At 68.7% G+C, this 15,555-nt stretch carries 16 protein-coding genes; all 16 read left to right on the top strand.

The window, feature by feature from the left end; all coding sequences use genetic code 11:
- Window positions 1-64 precede the first annotated feature (64 nt).
- Window positions 65-685 carry a TetR/AcrR family transcriptional regulator gene (locus AC07WJ_RS05290; RefSeq protein WP_494933460.1) on the top strand — a complete coding sequence of 207 codons (621 nt, stop codon included), beginning with the start codon at window positions 65-67 and terminating at the stop codon, window positions 683-685.
- On the top strand, window positions 678-1,451 hold the full coding sequence (locus AC07WJ_RS05285) for an enoyl-CoA hydratase/isomerase family protein (RefSeq protein ID WP_494933459.1): 774 nt from the start codon (window positions 678-680) through the stop codon (window positions 1,449-1,451). Before AC07WJ_RS05290 ends, AC07WJ_RS05285 begins: the two co-directional genes overlap by 8 nt.
- The gene (locus AC07WJ_RS05280; protein WP_494933458.1) at window positions 1,448-2,956 is read left to right on the top strand and encodes an acyl-CoA synthetase; all 1,509 of its coding nucleotides are present in this window, start codon (window positions 1,448-1,450) and stop codon (window positions 2,954-2,956) included. Before AC07WJ_RS05285 ends, AC07WJ_RS05280 begins: the two co-directional genes overlap by 4 nt.
- Window positions 2,953-3,384 carry a MaoC/PaaZ C-terminal domain-containing protein gene (locus tag AC07WJ_RS05275; protein ID WP_494933457.1) on the top strand — a complete coding sequence of 144 codons (432 nt, stop codon included), beginning with the start codon at window positions 2,953-2,955 and terminating at the stop codon, window positions 3,382-3,384. Before AC07WJ_RS05280 ends, AC07WJ_RS05275 begins: the two co-directional genes overlap by 4 nt.
- Window positions 3,371-3,745, top strand: coding sequence for a hotdog family protein (locus AC07WJ_RS05270; protein WP_494933456.1), 375 nt, complete (start codon window positions 3,371-3,373; stop codon window positions 3,743-3,745). Before AC07WJ_RS05275 ends, AC07WJ_RS05270 begins: the two co-directional genes overlap by 14 nt.
- Window positions 3,746-3,748: 3 nt before the next feature.
- Complete coding sequence (locus AC07WJ_RS05265; protein ID WP_494933455.1) at window positions 3,749-4,546, top strand: alpha/beta fold hydrolase; 798 nt, start codon at window positions 3,749-3,751, stop codon at window positions 4,544-4,546.
- A gap of 87 nt (window positions 4,547-4,633) precedes the next feature.
- On the top strand, window positions 4,634-5,827 hold the full coding sequence (locus tag AC07WJ_RS05260) for a CaiB/BaiF CoA transferase family protein (RefSeq protein ID WP_494933454.1): 1,194 nt from the start codon (window positions 4,634-4,636) through the stop codon (window positions 5,825-5,827).
- A 37-nt stretch (window positions 5,828-5,864) separates the two neighbouring features.
- Complete coding sequence (locus AC07WJ_RS05255) at window positions 5,865-6,653, top strand: enoyl-CoA hydratase (RefSeq protein ID WP_494933453.1); 789 nt, start codon at window positions 5,865-5,867, stop codon at window positions 6,651-6,653.
- A 24-nt stretch (window positions 6,654-6,677) separates the two neighbouring features.
- On the top strand, window positions 6,678-7,454 hold the full coding sequence (locus AC07WJ_RS05250) for a short-chain dehydrogenase/reductase (RefSeq protein ID WP_494933452.1): 777 nt from the start codon (window positions 6,678-6,680) through the stop codon (window positions 7,452-7,454).
- A gap of 70 nt (window positions 7,455-7,524) precedes the next feature.
- Complete coding sequence (locus tag AC07WJ_RS05245) at window positions 7,525-9,327, top strand: gamma-glutamyltransferase family protein (RefSeq protein ID WP_494933451.1); 1,803 nt, start codon at window positions 7,525-7,527, stop codon at window positions 9,325-9,327.
- Window positions 9,324-10,037 carry a DUF1028 domain-containing protein gene (locus AC07WJ_RS05240; protein ID WP_494933450.1) on the top strand — a complete coding sequence of 238 codons (714 nt, stop codon included), beginning with the start codon at window positions 9,324-9,326 and terminating at the stop codon, window positions 10,035-10,037. Before AC07WJ_RS05245 ends, AC07WJ_RS05240 begins: the two co-directional genes overlap by 4 nt.
- Window positions 10,037-11,065 carry an ABC transporter ATP-binding protein gene (locus AC07WJ_RS05235; protein WP_494933449.1) on the top strand — a complete coding sequence of 343 codons (1,029 nt, stop codon included), beginning with the start codon at window positions 10,037-10,039 and terminating at the stop codon, window positions 11,063-11,065. The genes AC07WJ_RS05240 and AC07WJ_RS05235 overlap by 1 nt, the downstream gene beginning before the upstream one ends.
- The gene (locus AC07WJ_RS05230) at window positions 11,062-12,123 is read left to right on the top strand and encodes an ABC transporter ATP-binding protein (protein WP_494933448.1); all 1,062 of its coding nucleotides are present in this window, start codon (window positions 11,062-11,064) and stop codon (window positions 12,121-12,123) included. Before AC07WJ_RS05235 ends, AC07WJ_RS05230 begins: the two co-directional genes overlap by 4 nt.
- Before the next feature lie 65 nt (window positions 12,124-12,188).
- Complete coding sequence (locus AC07WJ_RS05225) at window positions 12,189-13,712, top strand: ABC transporter substrate-binding protein (RefSeq protein ID WP_494933447.1); 1,524 nt, start codon at window positions 12,189-12,191, stop codon at window positions 13,710-13,712.
- Window positions 13,713-13,724: 12 nt separating this feature from the next.
- Window positions 13,725-14,666 (top strand): ABC transporter permease, encoded by a 942-nt coding sequence (locus AC07WJ_RS05220; RefSeq protein ID WP_494933446.1) that lies wholly within the window; start codon window positions 13,725-13,727, stop codon window positions 14,664-14,666.
- A 3-nt stretch (window positions 14,667-14,669) separates the two neighbouring features.
- Window positions 14,670-15,554 carry an ABC transporter permease gene (locus tag AC07WJ_RS05215; protein WP_494933445.1) on the top strand — a complete coding sequence of 295 codons (885 nt, stop codon included), beginning with the start codon at window positions 14,670-14,672 and terminating at the stop codon, window positions 15,552-15,554.
- Window position 15,555 lies beyond the last annotated feature (1 nt).

Genomic DNA, 15,555 nt, shown 5'->3' with positions numbered 1-15,555 from the left:
AATGCGTCAAGCGCGAAGGCCGCCGACAAGCGCCCGAGCGCCGCCACACCAGCTTGAGACGGCCATGTCCTCGCCCCATCCCGCCGGCCCGCTGCCCGTCCCGAAAACCAAGCGCGGCGAGCGAACGCGCCAGAACATTCTCGATGCCGCCGAACGCGAGATCGGGGTGAAAGGCTTCGCCGAGGCCTCGATCGCCACCATCACCGCGGAAGCCGACGTCGCCCAGGGCACTTTCTATCTGTACTTCCGGTCCAAGGAGGACGTGCTGCGCGAACTGGTGCTGCGCATGGGCCGGAAGCTGCGCCGCCATCTCTCCCTGGCGATCGTCGACGCGACCGACCGCCTGGACGCCGAGCGGCGCGGCCTTCACGCCTTCCTGGCCCTCGTCCGCGACAATCCGAACCTCTACCGGGTGGTGGCGGAATCGCAGTTCGTCGATGCCGCCATTCACCGGCAATACTATGTCGACCTCGCTGCGACCTACACGGCGAACCTGGAAGCGGCCGTCGGCCGCGACGAGCTCTCGCCCGGCCATGCCGAGGTGCGCGCCTGGGCGCTGATGGGGGTCGCCGACATGGTCGGCCGCCGCTTCGCCATCTGGGACGATGCGACGCCGCTCCACGACATCGCCGAAGCGGCCTATGATTTCATCGCCCATGGCATGGGGCCGCGGCGACATGGCTGAACCGCTGGTCTATCTGCGGATCGACGACCGCGTCGCCCGCATCGTGCTGAACCGCCCAGAGCGGCACAACAGCCTGGTGCCGGAACTGCTGGCCGAACTCGACGCGGCGCTGGCCCTTTGCACCGGCGCCGATCTCGCTGCGGTGGTCCTCTCCGGCGCCGGCCGCAGCTTCTCCACCGGCGGCGATGTCGCAGCCTTTGCCGGCCGGCCACGCGTCGAGCGGCGGCTTTATGCGGCAGCCCTGATCGGCGCGCTCAATGCGGTGATCCTCAAACTCCTCGACCTGCCCTGCCCGCTGATCACGGCGCTCGCCGGCCCGGTCACCGGCGGCTCCTGCGGCCTGGTCTTCGCCGCCGACCTCGTCGCCATGGGCCCACGCGCTTTCATCCAGCCCTATTATGTCGAGGTCGGCTTCGCCCCCGATGGCGGCTGGACCGCTCTCCTGCCCGAACGCATCGGCCCGGCGCGCGCCGGCGCCATCCAGGCGCTCAACCGCCGGATCGGCCCCGACGAGGCGGTGGCGCTCGGGCTCGCCACCGAGGCGGTCGCCGAGGACCGCCTCGTGCCGACCGTCGAGACCTGGCTCGCCGCTCTGCGCGCGAAGGTGCCGTCGAGCTTGCGGGCAACCCGGTCGCTGCTCATCGGCGCCGAGCGCCACGAGACCATTGCCCGCGGCCTCGAACGCGAGCGCCAGCATTTCCTGGCTTTGATCGAAACGCCCGAGACCGAGGCCGGCATGGCCCGCTTCCTGTCGAGGACCGCATGAAGACCGTTCCCGATCTCTGCCGCCGCCGGGCCGAGTTGACGCCGGACGCCATCGCCTTCGCGGAATTGGCGACCGGCCGCAGCTGGACCTTCGCCGATGTCGACGGCCATGCCGAGCGCGCCGCGACCTTGTTCGAAGCCATGGGGCTTGGCGAGGGCGAGCGTGTCGCCGTGCTCTGCCACAACACCGCGATCTTCTTCGAGATCCTGTTCGCCTGCGCCAAGGTCAAGCTGATCCTGGTGCCACTCAACTGGCGCCAGACCGCGGCCGAACTCGCGCCGATCCTCGCCGACAGCGGCGCGCGCCTGCTGCTCGCCGACAGTGCGACCGCCGAGCTTGCGGCGGCCCTCGCTGGCGACCGGGTACCGCTCCTGAGCTTCACCGACTACGAGGCAAGGCGCGAAGGCACCGTGCCACGCGGCCGGCCCGGCACGCCCTGGGAAACCGACCGCCCCTGGTATCTGCTCTATACCTCGGGCACGACCGGCAAGCCGAAAGCGGTGATCCAGACCGCCGGCATGGCGCTGGCCAATGCCGTCAACGTCCAGCAGGCGACCGGCGCCTCGGCCAGCGACCACGTGCTGAATTTCCTGCCGCTGTTCCACACCGCCGGCATCAACCTGCACAGCCTGCCGGTGTTCATCGCCGGCGGCACCTCGCATATCATCCCGAAATTCGACGCCGATGCGGTGATCACCCTGGTCGCCGAGGCCAAGCTGTCGCTGTTCTTCGGCGTGCCGGCGATCTACCAGGCGATCAGCCTGCATCCGGCCTTCGCCACCACCGATTTCTCCGCCGTGCGGCACTGGGGCTGCGGCGGCGCACCCTTGCCGGAAAGCCTGATCCGCGCCTTCCTCGAACGCGGCGTCGTGGTCTGCAACGGCATGGGCATGACCGAGACCGGGCCGACCGTGTTCTTCATGGACCGGCCCAATGCGCTGGCCAAGATCGGCTCGGTCGGCAAGCCGCAGCTGATGGCCGAGGTGCGCCTGGTCGACCTCGAGGACCGGGATGTGCCGCAGGGCGCATCCGGCGAGATCCTGTTCCGTGGCCCCGGGATCACACCCGGCTATTTCGGCAATCCGGACGCCACCGCGAAAGCCTTCGCGCCCGGCGGCTGGCTGCGCTCCGGCGATGTCGGCCGGCAGGACGAGGACGGCTATTATTTCATCGTCGACCGGATCAAGGACATGTTCATTTCCGGCGGCGAGAACGTCTATCCGGCCGAGGTCGAGATCGTCCTGCACGCCCACCCGGCGGTGCTGGAGGCGGCCGTCCTCGGCGTCGCCGACCCGCGGTGGGGCGAGGTCGGCCACGCGGTCGTCATGGCGCGGCCCGGCGTAACCATCGATATCGAGGCGCTGCGGGCCTATGCCCGCGAAAGGCTCGCCGCCTACAAGGTGCCGAAACACATCACCCTGGTTCAGGACTTCCCGCGCACCGCGGCGGGCAAGGTGCAGAAACACGTGCTGCGCGCCATCGTCGCCGACGGGGCCAAATCATGACCGGCAGTCCCGCAGCCGGCCCGCCGATCGCACTCGGCCCGCTCTTCGCCGAAACCGTGACCCTGTCCCAGGCCGATTTCGACCGCTTCGCGCGGGTCAGCGGCGACGACAATCCGATCCATGTCGATCCGGACTTCTCGCGCGCCACCCGTTTCGGCCGCACGGTCTCCCACGGCATGCTGCTCTATACCGTGCTCTGGGGCCTGGTGCGCCGGCATTGGCCCGCGGCGCGCCAGACAGGCCAGACCCTGATGTTTCCGGCGCCTGCCTTCGCGGACGAGCCGCTGGTCTTCTCCGGCGAAGTCGAAGCGGTCTCGGTGGCCGGCGCGCGCCTGGCGTTCCGGGTCACCCGCCTCGCCGATGGCGAGACCGTCTGCGAGGCGACCGCCGACATCGCGATCAGCGGAGGCGGCCATGAAGGTCGGTGACAGCGCCAGCCTGACCCGCTGCTATACGCCCGAAGACATCGCGGCCTTTGCCGGCCTCGCGGGTGTCCCGCCGGCGAGCATCACCCATGTTCCGGAGCCGCTGATCGCGGCGCTGTTCTCTTACCTCCTCGGCGTCGAATTGCCCGGGTCCGGCACCAGTTATCTCAAGCAGGAGCTGAGTTTCGCCGCCAGCCCGCGGCTCGATGAAAAGGTCACCGCCACCGTCGCCATTATCAGGCTGCGCCCCGACAAGCATCTCTGCGATCTCTCGACCACGCTGACCGGCGCCGACGGCCATGTCCTGGCGACCGGCCGCGCGCTGGTCCTGGTGAAGGACGTCGCCCGGTCGATGGAGACCTGACGCGTGGCGGTCTTCACCCATATCGACGATGTCGGGCAGGGCCGCCCCCTGGTCTTTCTGCACGGCTGGTCGGCCAATGGCGCCTTCTTCGTGGAACAGGAGAGCCTGGCGGCGCGGGGTTTTCGCACCATCGCGCCGGACCTGCCCGGCCATGGTTCCAAAGCCCGGCCCGACCCACGGCTTTCGATCGCGGATCTCTCAGCCGCGCTCGCGGCCTATCTCGACGAGACCCGGCTGCACGACGTCGTTCTCGTCGGCTGGTCGATGGGCGCGACAGTCGCTTTCGACCATATCGCGCGGCGCGGAACGGCGGGACTTGCCGGACTTGTCGTGGTCGACATGACGGCCAAGGTCGCCAATGATGCGACCTGGCCGCTCGGTCTCGCCAATGGCCAGACGCTCGCCGAGATGCTCGGCGCCGCCGACCGGATGGCCGACGCCTGGCCGCGCTATGCGCCGAAGATCGCTAGGGCGATGTTCTCAGCCAGCCTCGATCCCGCCGGGGATATCTATCGCGGGACGGCCCTGGTGGTCGAGACCAGCGACGGGCCGACCATGGCGAGCCTCTGGCGCTCGCTGGCCGCGGCCGATCACCGCGAGACGGTCAGGCACCTCGACCTGCCGCTGCTGGCGATTGCCGGCGCCGACAGCCAGCTTTATTCGCCCGCGGTGTCCCGATGGATCGGCGCAAACGCGCCGCGCGGCCGCGCCGTCAGCCTGGCCGGCGCCGGCCATGCCCCGCAGCTCGAACAGCCCGAGGCCTTCAACGCCGCGATCACCGCCTTCGCCGATCTCCTCTGATCAAAACAAGCTGTCATGTCTGCTGCCCTCTTCCTGACAGGCGCCATTCGATCCTAGTGTGACGCCCCGAAGGAAGTGCCGCCAGCCATGACCCGTCCGCAGCCGTCATCCGCCTTGTCGAACCTGAAGGTCCTGGACCTGACGCGGGTGCGCGCCGGCCCGACCTGCTGCCGGGTGCTGGCCGATTTCGGCGCCGACGTGATCAAGATCGAGGCCCCGCCCGGCGTCGACCCCAATGAGGGCATGTCGGGCGCGCGCCACGGCTTCGACATGCAGAACCTGCATCGCAACAAGCGCTCGCTGACCCTCAACCTGAAAACGCCGGCCGGCCACGCCGTGTTCATGAAGCTGGTCGAAACCGCCGATATCGTGGTCGAGAACTTCCGGCCCGACGTGAAGGACCGCATGGGCATCGGCTACGAGGCGTTGAAGGCGGTCAATCCGCGCGTCATCCTGGCCTCGATCTCCGGTTTCGGCCAGGACGGCCCCTATCGCACCCGCGCCGGCTTCGACCAGGTCGCCCAGGGCATGGGCGGCCTGATGGCGATCACCGGCCATCCCGGCGAGGGCCCGATGCGCGCCGGCATCGCGGTCGCCGACAGCGCCGCCGGGCTTTATGCCGTGACCGGCATCCTGGTGGCCCTGGCCGAGCGCGAGCGCTCGGGCGAGGGCCAATGGGTGCATACCTCGCTGCTGCAGGCGCAGATCGCCATGTGCGACTTCCAGGCCGCCGTCTACACGGTCGACGGCAAGGTGCCGCCGCAGAACGGCAATGATCATCCCAATTCCACGCCCATGGGCGTGGTGCCGACCAAGGACGGCCATATCAATGTGGCGGTCGGCGGCGAAGGCCAGTGGAAAGCCTTTTGCCGCGCCATCGCCCACCCTGACCTCGCCGCCCATCCCGACTTCGCCTCGGCGCCCAAACGTTTCGCCAACCGCCCGAAGCTGCGCGAAATTCTCGAGGCGATCTTCCGCGCCGAGGTCTCGGCCGTCTGGCTGGAGCGGCTGGAGGCCGAGGGCGTGCCGGCCGGACCGATCTACCGCATGGACGAGGTCTTTGCCGATCCGCAGGTCCAACACCTCGAAATGGCCGTGCCGGTCACGCATCACGCGCGCGGCGATATTCGCCTGATCGCCCAGCCCGTGGTGCTGTCGCGCACGCCCGCCGGCATCGCCACGCCGATCGCCGAGGCCGGCGAGCATACCGACGAGATCCTGCGCGAGGCCGGTTTCGACGCGGCCGCCATCGCACGGCTGAAGACCGACAAGATCGTTTGACGAGATCGTTTGACAAGATCGTTTGAGAGGGCATCCCGTGGACCAGGCATCGATCCATTACGAGGCGGCCGGCGGCATCGCCCGGCTGACCATCGATCACCAGGCCAAGATGAACGCCATGACCTTCGACATGTGGTCGAGCGTGCCGGCGCTGATCAAGCGTGCCGAGGACGACAGGTCGGTGCGGGTCATCGTGCTGCAGGGCGCCGGCGAAAAGGCCTTTTGCGCCGGAGCCGACATCTCGCAATTCGGCGCCAGGCGCACCGGCGAGGACGCGGTGAAGGCCTACGACAAGGCAGTCGCGGCCGGCATGGCGGCGGTGCATGACGCGGCCAAGCCGACGGTCGCCGTCATCCGCGGCATCTGTTTCGGCGGCGGCTGCGCCCTGGCTCTGACCTGCGACCTGCGTTTCGCCACCGCCGACTCGCGCTTCCGCGTGCCGGCCGCCCGCCTCGGCCTCGGCTACGGCTTCTCCAACATGCGCATGATGGTCAACAAGCTGGGCATCGGCCCGGTCGCCGACATCATGATCTCGGCGCGCATCCTGGACGCGGCCGACGGCCAGCGCCTGGGCGTGATCAGCCGCGCCTGGTCGCGCGAGGCCTTCCAGGCCGAGGTCGACGCCTATCTCGGCACGGTGGCCGCCAATGCGCCATTGACGCTCGCCGCGATCAAGCGCTCGCTGATCGAGCTGTCGCGGCCGGAGGCGAAACAGGATCCGGCGGCGGTCGAAGCCCTGATCGCCAAATGTTTCGACAGCGCCGATTACAAGGAGGGCCAGAAGGCCTTCCTGGAAAAGCGCCTGCCGAACTTCATCGGCGAATAGCAGGCAAGACAGGGAGACCGGCCCATGGATCTCAGATTGAGCGGCAAGACCGTCCTGGTCACTGGCGCCTCCAAGGGCATCGGCCTGGCTTCGGCAGAGGTCTTTGCAGCCGAAGGCGCACGCGTCATCATGGTGGCGCGCGACCAGGCGAGGCTGGACGCGGCCGCGGCCGACCTGCGCACCCGCCACCAGGGCCCGATCGAAACGGTGGCGGCCGACCTGTCCAAGGGGCCGGAGCGCGAAAAGCTCTGGGCCGCCCAGCCGGCCGTCGACATTCTCGTCAACAATGCCGGCGCCATTCCCGGCGGCGGCCTGCTCGACCTCTCCATGGAGCAATGGGAGGAGGCCTGGTCGCTCAAGGTCATGGGTTATATCCACCTGACCCGGCTCGCGCTCGGCACCATGAAGACCCGCGGCTCCGGCGTCATCGTCAATGTCATCGGCATGGCCGGCCGGTCGCCGCGCTACGGCTATATCTGCGGCGCCACCGGCAATGCCGCGCTGATGGCCTTTACCGGCGCCGTCGGCGGCAAGTCGCAGGAATGGGGCGTGCGGGTCTTCGGCATCAACCCGGCGGCGACCCGCACCGACCGGATCGTGTCGCTGTCGAAGCAGCGCGCCAAGGCGACCTTCGGCGACGAGAGCCGCTGGGAAGAGATGCTGGCCGACCTGCCCTTCGGCCGGCCGATCGAACCTGCCGAAATCGCCAATGCCGCGGCATTCCTCGCCTCTCCCGCCTGCGGTTATGTGTCCGGCGCCGTCCTCGATGTCGACGGTGGCGGCGCCTTCCGTGGCGCATGATGATCGAACCGTGCCGGCCTGTCCCGGCGCGGTTCCAGCACTGCCTTTCCCTATCATTCAGGATAAGACCTTGAGCGCCCCCCGTTTCACCACCCGCCCCGAGATCGACGGCACCTTCGGTGTCGTCACCACGACCCATTGGATCGCCTCCGCGGTCGGCATGGGCATCCTGGAGCGCGGCGGCAATGCCTTCGACGCGGGGGCGGCCGCCGCCTTCACGCTGCAGATCGTCGAGCCGCATCTGAACGGTCCCGGCGGCGACGTGCCGGTCATTCTCTATGACGTCAGGCGCCAGCAGACCGAGGTCATCTGCGGCCAGGGCCCGGCGCCGGCGGGGGCCACCATTGCCCATTACCGTTCGCTCGGCCTCGATCTCGTGCCCGGCACGGGCCTGCTCGCGACCTGCATCCCCGGCACTTTCGACACCTGGATGCTGATGCTGCGCGATTACGGCACCATGCGGCCCAGCGACGTGCTGGAGGCGGCGATCGGTTATGCCCGCCACGGCTATCCGCTGGTCGAACGCATCACCGAGACGATCCGCACCGTCGAGCAATTGTTCCGCGACCATTGGCTGACGTCGGCCGCGGTCTATCTGCCTGGCGGCCGGCTGCCGCAGCCGGGCGAAATGTTCACCAATGTCCGGCTGGCCGAGACCTATGAGCGGATCCTGCGTGAATGCCAGGGCGGCACCCGCGAGCAGGAGATCGAACGCGCCCGCCATGTCTGGTCGCAAGGCTTCGTCGCCGAGGCGATCGACATGTTCTGCCGCACCCAGGACGTCTTCGACGTCACCGGCCGGCACCATCGCGGCGTCCTGACCGGCCACGACATGGCTCATTGGAAGGCTTCCGTCGAAGCGCCGATCCACTATGACTACGGCCGCTACCGGGTGTTCAAGCCGACCACCTGGAGCCAGGGCCTGGTCTGCCTGCAGCAGCTCGCCTTGCTCAAAGGGTTCGACCTGGACAAGCTCGATCCGGCCGGCCCGGACTTCGTCCATCTGGTGGTCGAGGCCGCCAAGCTCGCCTTCGCCGACCGCGAGGCCTTCTACGGCGACCCGGCCTTTGTCGACGTGCCGATCGAGACCCTGCTGTCGGAAGCCTATAACTCCGAGCGCCGCAAGCTGATCACCGACCGCGCCTCGCTGGAGCTTCGCCCCGGCACCATCGCGGGGGCGGGCGGCAAGGTCGAGGCCCGGGTGTCGGCGGGCAAGCGCGTGGCGGTCGGCGCGACCGGCGCCGGCGAGCCGACGGTCGGCGAGATCGAGACCTTCACCAGCGGCAATACCCGCGGCGACACCGTGCATTTCGACATTATCGACCGCTGGGGCAACATGGTGTCGTCGACGCCTTCGGGCGGCTGGCTGCAATCCTCGCCGGTCATTCCGGAGCTCGGCTTCTGCCTCGGCTCGCGCGCCCAGATGTTCTGGCTCGACGAGAGCCATCCGGCCGCGCTCCAGCCGGGCAAGCGGCCGCGCTCGACGCTCACCCCCACCATCGCCTTCCGCGATGGCGAGCCCTACCTCGCCTGGGGCTCGCCCGGCGGCGACCAGCAGGACCAGTGGATCCCGCAAATGTTCCTGCGCCACGTCCATTCCAATATGAATCTTCAGGAGGCGATCGACGCACCGGCCTGGCACACCGAGCATTTCCCCGGCTCGTTCTGGCCACGCGAATCGCGCCCGGGCGTCGTCGTGGTGGAAAACCGCCTGCCGCGCTCGACCATCGAGGAGCTCGACCGGCGCGGCCATAAGGTCGAGATCGGCGGCGACTGGTCGGAAGGCCGGCTCACCGGCGCCAGCCGCGAAGGCGTTCGGCTGAAGGCCGCCGCCAATCCGCGCGGCATGCAGGGATATGCGGTCGGCCGATGACCTGGTCCATCATCGCGCGAGATCATGAAACGGGTGCGATCGGCATCGCCGTGGCGACCCGTTTCTTTGCCGTCGGCGCGCTGGTGCCCCATATCGACCCGGCTGCCGGCGCGCTGGCGACCCAGGCGCTGACCAATCCGACCTATGGCGCCCGCGGGCTGCGCCTGCTGCGCGACGGAGTGCCGGCCGAGGACGTCGTCCGCCAGCTCACCGGCCCGGATGCCGGCGCCAGCCAGCGCCAGCTGCATGTGCTGGACCGGAGCGGGCGCTTCGCCGCCCATACCGGCGCCGATTGCGTCGGCTGGCACGGCCACCTGATCGGCGACGGCTTCTCGATCGCCGGCAATATGCTGGCCGGCCCCGGGGTCATCGACACCACCGCGACCGCACTCCGGGCCGGAGGCGCCCTGCCCTTCGCCCGCCGGCTGATCGAGGCCATGGCGGCAGGCGAGGCCGCCGGCGGCGACAAGCGCGGCCGGCAGTCGGCGGCACTGCTGATCCACACCACCGAGGATTATCCGGCACTGTCATTGCGGGTCGACGACCACGCCGATCCGCTCGCCGAACTCGCCCGCCTCGAGCGGGTCTCCCATGAGCGCTATGTCCATTTCGCCCGGTTCTTCGCCACAAAGGCGGATCCGGTCGGCGGCATCGACCGCGATGTGATCAACGCCGCCATCGCGGCCGCTGTGACAAAGGAAGCATCCTGATGAGCGCGCCGCTCGCCCCGTCCGCCTCGGCTGCCGGCGCGGCGACCGGTCCGCTCCTCGATGTCGGCGAGCTCTCCGTCACCTTTCACGGCCAGGACGGCCGGCGCACCCATGCCGTCGACGGCGTCTCCTTCACCCTGGAGGCCGGGCGCACCCTCGGCATTGTCGGCGAATCCGGCTCGGGCAAAAGCGTCACCTCGCTGTCGATCATGGGCCTGTTGCCGCCGGGCGCGGCGGAGGTGACCGGCGCCGTCAGGTTCGAGGGCCACGAGCTCCTGCACATGCCGAAGGACGGCTTGCGCGACCTGCGTGGTGACCGGCTCGCCATGATCTTCCAGGAGCCGATGACCTCGCTCAATCCGAGCTTCACCATTGGCGACCAGATTTGCGAGGCAGTGATCCGCCACCGCAAGGTGTCGCGCGAGGAGGCCGCCCGGCGCGCCATCGAGATGCTGCGCCGCGTGCGCATCCCGACGCCCGAGGCGCGCTTCCACGACTATCCCCACAAACTCTCCGGCGGCATGCGCCAGCGCGTGATGATCGCCATGGCGCTCGCCTGCGATCCGCGCCTGCTGATCGCCGACGAACCGACCACCGCGCTCGACGTCACCATCCAGGCACAGATCCTGGAGCTGATGCGCCAGTTGCGCGAGGAGACCGGCACCGCGATCATCCTGATCACCCATGATCTCGGCGTGGTCGCCGAGGTCTGCGACGAGGTGATCGTTCTCTATGCCGGCCAAGTGGTGGAACGCGCGCCGGTCGCCGAGCTGTTCCGCAATCCGCAGCATCCCTATACGGTCGGCCTGATCGGCTCGATCCCGCGGCTCGACATCCGCAAGGACCGGCTTGCCGCCATCAGCGGCAGCGTGCCGAACATGACGGCGCCGCCCAAGGGCTGCCGTTTCGCGCCGCGCTGCCCCTTTGTCGAGCCCGCTTGCCTCGCCGCACCGCCGACACTCGCCGCCATTGGCGCGGGCCATTCCTCGCGCTGCCGGCGCGCGCCGCTGGAAAGGCTGGTGGCATGACCGCGCTGCTCGAAACCCGGGACCTCACCAAGCATTTCCCGGCCAGGACCTCCGCCTTCGGCCGGGTGCTGGCCAAGGTTCACGCGGTCGACGGCGTCAGCCTGAGCATCGCCGCCGGCGAGACCCTGGCGCTCGTCGGCGAGAGCGGTTGCGGCAAGTCCACCGTCGGCCGGCTGGTGCTGCGGCTGATCGAGGCGACCGGCGGCCAGGTGACGTTCGACGGCGATGACCTCGCGACCCTCGGCGCCACGGCGCTGCGCGAGAAGCGCCGGCACGCCCAGCTGATCTTCCAGGACCCCTTCGCTTCCCTCAACCCGCGCATGACGGTCGGCGACATCCTGGCCGAGCCCTTGATGCTGCACGGTATCGTGCCGTCGTCCGAACGGCCGCGGCGGGTCGGCGAATTGCTGGCCGAGGTCGGCCTGCAGCCACACCAGGCGCTGCGCTACCCGCATGAATTTTCCGGCGGCCAGCGCCAGCGCATCGCCATTGCCCGCGCCATCGCGGTGGAGCCGAAGCTGATCGTCTGCGACGAGCCGGTCTCGGCGCTCGACGTGTCGATCCGTGCCCAGATTCTCAATCTGCTGCGCGACCTGCAGCGCCGGCGCGGCCTGGCGCTCCTGTTCATCAGCCACGATCTCGCGGTGGTCAAACATATCGCCGACCGGATCGCGGTGATGTATCTCGGCCGCATCGTCGAGACGGCGCCGACCGACACGCTGTTCGCCGAGCCGCGCCATCCCTATACGCGCGCCCTGCTCTCGGCGATCCCCGTGGCCGCGCCCGGCATCGCCCGCGACCGGCAGCTTCTGGAGGGCGATGTGCCCTCGCCGCTCGATCCGCCGACCGGCTGCCACCTCAACACCCGCTGCCCCCACGTGATCGACCGCTGCCGGAGCGAACGGCCGGCGCTGACCGGCGCGAACCACGCCACCGCCTGCCATCGCTGGTCCGAATTGCCGCCGGCCGGCGACATCGTGCCGCGCGAGGCGGTTGCCGATCTCAGACTGGAGAGGCTGATCGCCGCCTTTGCGCGCGAACCCGAAACGGCCGGCTGAACCCCGGCTGCGAGACGACCCGATTCAAGAGCGCGAACGCGCCTGAACACCAGAGGATGGGACCGATGAAAAAAATCACCAGATGGACTGCCGCGGCCTTGCTGCTTGCCGCTTCGATGACCGCCGCGAGCGCTCAGCCGACGACGCTGCGCATCGGCCTTGCCGAGGATCCCGACGTGCTCGATCCGACGCTGGGCCGCACCTATGTCGGACGCATCGTCTTCGCGTCGATCTGCGACAAGCTGTTCGACATCGACGACAAGCTGCAGGTGGTGCCGCAACTGGCGCTGTCGCAGGAAACCGCCGCCGACGGCCTGTCGATGACCATCAGGCTCAGGCCCGATGTCAAATTCCACGACGGCGAGCCGATGGATGCCGAGGCGGTGAAGTTCTCGATCGAGCGGCACATGACCTTGCCCGGCTCGTTCCGCCGGCCGGAGCTCGCTTCCGTCGACAAGGTCGAGGTGGTCGATCCCCTGACCGTCCGCCTGGTGCTGAAACAGCCGTTCTCGCCGCTCCTGTCCCAGCTCACCGACCGCGCCGGCATGATCATCAGCCCGAAGGCCGCGCGCGCGGCCGGCGAACGCTTCGGCGCCCGGCCGATCTGCGCCGGACCCTATCGCCTGGTCGAGCGCGTCCAGCAGGACCGCATCGTGGTCGAGCGTTTCGCCGATTACTGGAACAAGGATCAGGTCAGGATCGACCGGATCGAATACCGGCCGATCAATGATTCGACCGTCCGGCTCGCCAATCTGCGCGCCGGTTCGCTCGACCTGATCGAGCGCGCCTTGGCGACCGACGTCGCCGAGATCCGCGCCAATCCGCGCCTCCGGCTGTCGACCGCCATCGACCTCGGCTACCAGGGCGTGACGCTCAATGTCGCCAAGAGCGATGCCGCCAAGACCGCCTTCGGCCAGGATCCGCGGGTCATGCAGGCCTTCTCGCTGGCGATCGACCGGGTGGCGATCAACCAGGTGGTGTTCAACGGCCAGGCCGCGCCCGGCAATCAGTGGATCAACCCGCAGAACCCCTATTATCAGAGCCGCTTCCCGGTGCCGCTGCGCGACATCGAGCGGGCCAAGCGCCTGCTGCGCGAGGCCGGCATCCGCACGCCCATCGCCGTCGACTTCATGGTGCCGAACAATCCGGAGGTTCGCCAGGTCGCCGAGGTGCTGCAGGCGATGACCGCCGAGGCCGGCTTCGACCTGAAGATCCGCGTCACCGAATTCGCCACCTCGCTGCAGGAGGCAGAGCAGGGCCGCTACCAGGCCTATATGCTCAACTGGTCGGGACGCACCGATCCGGACGGCAACCTGTTCATCTTCCACGGCTGCAATCAGCCGCAGAACTATGGCGGCTATTGCAATCGCGAGGTCGACGCGATGATGCAGGAGGCGCGCGCCAAATCCGACCCGGCCGCCCGCAAGGCGATCTATGAGCGCGTCACCGAGCGACTGCTGACGGAGGGATCGATCGTCTACCTCTATCATCGCCCCGTCATCATCGCCCACACCGTCAGGCTCGAGGGCTACCGGCCCATGCCCGACGGCCTGGTCCGGGTCATCGGCCTGACGCTCAAGCCGAACTGACGGGCGGCCACCATGCTGACCCTCATCGGCAAGCGGATCGTCCAGCTGGTCCCGACCCTGTTCTTCGTTTCGGTGATCATCTTCCTGCTGCAGCAACTGCTGCCGGGCGATCCGGCGCTCGTCATGGCCGGTGAGGACAAGGACCCGCTGGTGATCGAACAGATCCGCCAGCGCTATCGCCTCGATCAGCCGCTGCCGGTCCAGTATCTTGCCTGGATCGGCGGCGTCCTGTCCGGCGATCTCGGCGAAAGCATGCGGTTGAAGGAACCGGTGGCCCATCTGGTCGCCCAGAAGCTGCCGGTCACCGTCCAGCTCGCCGTCATGGCCATGCTGTTCACACTGGCCATCGGCATCCCCGCCGGCATCATTTCGGCGGTCAAGAAGAACACGGTGTGGGACTACGCGGTCAACGTGATCGCGCTCTGGGGCATCTCGACGCCGAATTTCTGGCTCGGCATCATGATGATCTTCCTGTTCTCGGTGCAGCTCGGCTGGCTGCCGGCCTCCGGCTACGTCTCGCCCTTCGAGAATTTCTGGGGCTCGATGGCAGCCACCGTCATGCCGGCCTTCGTGCTCGGCAATTCCTTCGCCGGCGTGCTCATGCGCCACACCCGCGCCGCCATGCTGCAGGCGCTGGAAAGCGACTATGTCCGCACCGCGCGGGCCAAGGGCCTGGCCGAGGAGCGGGTGATCCTGAAACACGCCCTGCGCAATGCGCTGACCCCGATCATCACGCTCGGCGCGCTCGAGTTCGGCACGCTGCTGTCGGGCGCGGTGCTGACCGAGCAGATCTTCTCGGTCCCCGGCTTCGGCAAGCTGATCGTCGATGCCGTGTTCAACCGCGATTACGCCGTGGTCCAGGGCGTCGTGCTGGTCACCGCCACCACCTATATCGTGCTCAACCTCCTGGCCGATATCGGCTATATCTTCGCCAACCCGCGGCTGAGGAGCTGACCCATGGCCTCAAGCCAAGGCATTCTCGCCGCCATCGCCGCGGCGGAAGTCGAGAGCCCGGCGCGCCGGGCCTGGCGCCGCCTGAAGGCCCGGAAGGGCGCCATGGTGGCGCTCGCCGTCCTGGTGCTGATCGTCGTCGCCGCGATTTTCGCGCCCTATCTCACGCCCCACGACCCGATCCAGCAGAGCTGGCGCGCGGTACGCCAGGCCCCGTCCGCGGCCCATTGGTTCGGCTCCGACGAGGTCGGCCGCGACGTCTTCGCCCGTGTCGTCTTCGGCGCCCGCGCTTCGCTTGCCGCCGGCGTCGTCTCGGTCGCCATCGCCATTCTCGCGGGCGTGCCGCTCGGGCTCACCGCCGGCTATCTGGGCGGCTGGACCGACGGGCTGATCTCGCGCTTCACCGACGCCATGCTGGCCTGCCCCTTCCTGATCCTGGCGATCGCACTCGCCGCCTTTCTCGGCCCCTCGCTGCAAAATGCCATGATCGCCATCGGCATCACCGCGACGCCGGTCTTCGTTCGCCTGACGCGCGGCCAGGTCATCGCGGTCAAGACCGAGGACTATGTCGAGGCGGCCCGCGCCGTCGGCAATCCGCGCTGGCGCATCGCCGTGCGCCATATCCTGCCGAACATCCTGCCGCAGTTGCTGGTTCAGGCGACGCTGACGGTGGCCACCGCCATCATCGCCGAGGCCTCGCTATCCTTCCTCGGGCTCGGCCAGCAGCCGCCGACGCCGTCCTGGGGCTCGATGCTGAACGCGGCCCAGCGCTTCCTCACCCAGGCGCCCTGGATGGCGATCTTCCCCGGCCTTGCCATCTTCGTCACCGTGCTGAGCTTCAACCTGCTCGGCGACGGCCTGCGCGACGCGCTCGATCCGAAAGCCAAATAGG

Source organism: Phreatobacter sp. GW821-FHT04C01, assembly GCF_059420385.1.
The sequence above is the reverse complement of the archived record's forward strand: the minus strand, read 5'-3'. Positions and strand labels throughout refer to the sequence as shown.

Coding starts and splice junctions, on each gene's coding strand:
- AC07WJ_RS05225 (WP_494933447.1), top strand. CDS start 12,189: ATGAAAAAAATCACCAGATGGACTGCCGCGGCCTTGCTGCTTGCCGCT.
- AC07WJ_RS05235 (WP_494933449.1), top strand. CDS start 10,037: ATGAGCGCGCCGCTCGCCCCGTCCGCCTCGGCTGCCGGCGCGGCGACC.
- AC07WJ_RS05285 (WP_494933459.1), top strand. CDS start 678: ATGGCTGAACCGCTGGTCTATCTGCGGATCGACGACCGCGTCGCCCGC.
- AC07WJ_RS05290 (WP_494933460.1), top strand. CDS start 65: ATGTCCTCGCCCCATCCCGCCGGCCCGCTGCCCGTCCCGAAAACCAAG.
- AC07WJ_RS05270 (WP_494933456.1), top strand. CDS start 3,371: ATGAAGGTCGGTGACAGCGCCAGCCTGACCCGCTGCTATACGCCCGAA.
- AC07WJ_RS05220 (WP_494933446.1), top strand. CDS start 13,725: ATGCTGACCCTCATCGGCAAGCGGATCGTCCAGCTGGTCCCGACCCTG.
- AC07WJ_RS05275 (WP_494933457.1), top strand. CDS start 2,953: ATGACCGGCAGTCCCGCAGCCGGCCCGCCGATCGCACTCGGCCCGCTC.
- AC07WJ_RS05230 (WP_494933448.1), top strand. CDS start 11,062: ATGACCGCGCTGCTCGAAACCCGGGACCTCACCAAGCATTTCCCGGCC.
- AC07WJ_RS05215 (WP_494933445.1), top strand. CDS start 14,670: ATGGCCTCAAGCCAAGGCATTCTCGCCGCCATCGCCGCGGCGGAAGTC.
- AC07WJ_RS05240 (WP_494933450.1), top strand. CDS start 9,324: ATGACCTGGTCCATCATCGCGCGAGATCATGAAACGGGTGCGATCGGC.
- AC07WJ_RS05250 (WP_494933452.1), top strand. CDS start 6,678: ATGGATCTCAGATTGAGCGGCAAGACCGTCCTGGTCACTGGCGCCTCC.
- AC07WJ_RS05280 (WP_494933458.1), top strand. CDS start 1,448: ATGAAGACCGTTCCCGATCTCTGCCGCCGCCGGGCCGAGTTGACGCCG.
- AC07WJ_RS05260 (WP_494933454.1), top strand. CDS start 4,634: ATGACCCGTCCGCAGCCGTCATCCGCCTTGTCGAACCTGAAGGTCCTG.